A 1,758-nucleotide genomic window follows, 5' to 3' on the forward strand; every position below is an offset into this window, starting at 1 on the left:
GAAATTAAGGTTAGACTAATGGTTTAAAGGCTACCGCAAAAACATTGACACTTACTAAAGTACGTTAATGGTTGACTTTAATGGTGTAAACCAATATCATTGATCAATGCAAAGAGAATTTAATTTCTGAGGAGTTAAAATAATATGCCTGAAAAATCTTATCCAATGACTGCTGAAGGTAAAGAAAAACTTCAAGCAGAATTAAAGAATTTAAAATTAGTTAAGCGTCCAGAAGTTATTGAACGTATTAAGGTTGCACGTTCATTCGGTGACTTATCAGAAAATTCTGAATACGATGCAGCTAAGGATGAACAAAGTCACGTAGAAGACAGAATTGCTCAAGTAGAAGACATGCTTAAGTACGCACAAGTTGTCGATGCTGACAGTGTTGATCCTAATGAAGTTTCAGTTGGTAAGACTGTTACCTATACTGAAGTTGGTACAGATGATGCTGAAACCTACACTATTGTAGGTAGTGATGAATCTGACCCATTAAATGGCAAGATCTCAAATGATTCACCAATTGCACAAGCACTCTTGGGCAAGAAGAAAGGTGAAACTGTATCAATTACCACTCCTGGTGGCCAATTTGACGTTGTAATCAACAATGTTGAAGCATAATAATTGAGAAGAGGAGTTAGGTAAAACTAACTCCCTTTTTGTTAGAAAGAAGGTCTTTTAAAATGAGAACAGTAGGAATTATCGGAATGGGTCATGTTGGTGCAACTGTCGCATATACTTTATTTACTCATGGAATGGTTGATGATTTAATTTTAATCGACAAAAATGAAGATAAAGTAAACGCTGAATACAATGATTTACATGATACTTTGGCTAGAAATGATAGTTATGTCAATGTAAGAAAGCAAGATTGGGATGGTCTTGAAGATGCCGATATTATTATTACTGCTTTCGGTGATATTGCAGCTTCAGTTAAGACTGGCGATCGTTTCGGCGAATTTGAATTAAATGCAAAAAATGCTAGACAAGTTGGTGCAGATATTAAGGAATCAGGCTTCCATGGAGTTTTGATCAATATTTCTAACCCTTGTGATGCAATTACTCAAATTTTGCAAGAAACTTCCGGTTTGAAGAAGAATCGTGTCTTCGGTACTGGTACTTTCCTTGATACTGCAAGAGTACAAAGAATTATTGGTGAAAAGTTAGGACAAGATCCACGTAATGTAGAAGGTTTTGTTTTGGGTGAACATGGTTCTTCTCAATTCACCGCTTGGTCAACGATCAGAGTTAACAATAAGATTGCTTTCCAATTATTTGGCGATGAAGAACAAGAAAAGATCAGTGAACAATCAAATAAGAACGCATTTGTTGTGGCAAACGGTAAAGGCTATACTAGTTATGCCATTGCTACTTGTGCAGTTCGTTTGGTTCAAGCTGTATTTAGCGATGCACGTTTATACTGTCCTGTTTCAGTTTATAATCCAGAATACAAGACTTACATCGGCTATCCAGCAATTATTGGCCGCGACGGTATTGAAGAAGTAATTGAATTGAAGCTTACTTCTGAAGAAAAGGAAAAACTTGAAGCAGCAGCTGATAAGATCAAGGAACACTTGGATCAATTGAAGAAAAAATAAAATATTGATTTAGATAAGAAGACGAGAAGTTACAATTGCGTAATTTCTCGTCTTTTTAATTTTTCCAAAAAAATTTTCGTCTTTTTTGCGTAATAAATAGTGGGAGGCGGATTGTAAAATCAAATTGAACACTTCGTTCAAATATTAAAAAAAGTCCATT

General features: G+C 35.2%; 2 protein-coding genes. Both read left to right on the forward strand.

All coding sequences use genetic code 11. The features are described 5' to 3' along the window. Positions 1-144 precede the first annotated feature (144 nt). The gene (gene greA / locus CP355_RS09820; protein ID WP_014918467.1) at positions 145-621 is read left to right on the forward strand and encodes a transcription elongation factor GreA; all 477 of its coding nucleotides are present in this window, start codon (positions 145-147) and stop codon (positions 619-621) included. A gap of 62 nt (positions 622-683) precedes the next feature. Continuing rightward, positions 684-1,598: an L-lactate dehydrogenase gene (locus CP355_RS09825; RefSeq protein WP_025005335.1), complete on the forward strand. Its 915-nt coding sequence runs from the start codon at positions 684-686 to the stop codon at positions 1,596-1,598. Positions 1,599-1,758 lie beyond the last annotated feature (160 nt).

The sequence above is a fragment of the Lactobacillus sp. UMNPBX4 genome, from assembly GCF_002554115.1.
In the GTDB taxonomy this organism is placed as follows: Bacteria; Bacillota; Bacilli; order Lactobacillales; family Lactobacillaceae; genus Lactobacillus; species Lactobacillus gallinarum.

Bases quoted from the DNA above. Each gene is read 5' to 3' on its own strand.
- greA (WP_014918467.1), top strand. From the start codon at position 145: ATGCCTGAAAAATCTTATCCAATGACTGCTGAAGGTAAAGAAAAACTT.
- CP355_RS09825 (WP_025005335.1), top strand. From the start codon at position 684: ATGAGAACAGTAGGAATTATCGGAATGGGTCATGTTGGTGCAACTGTC.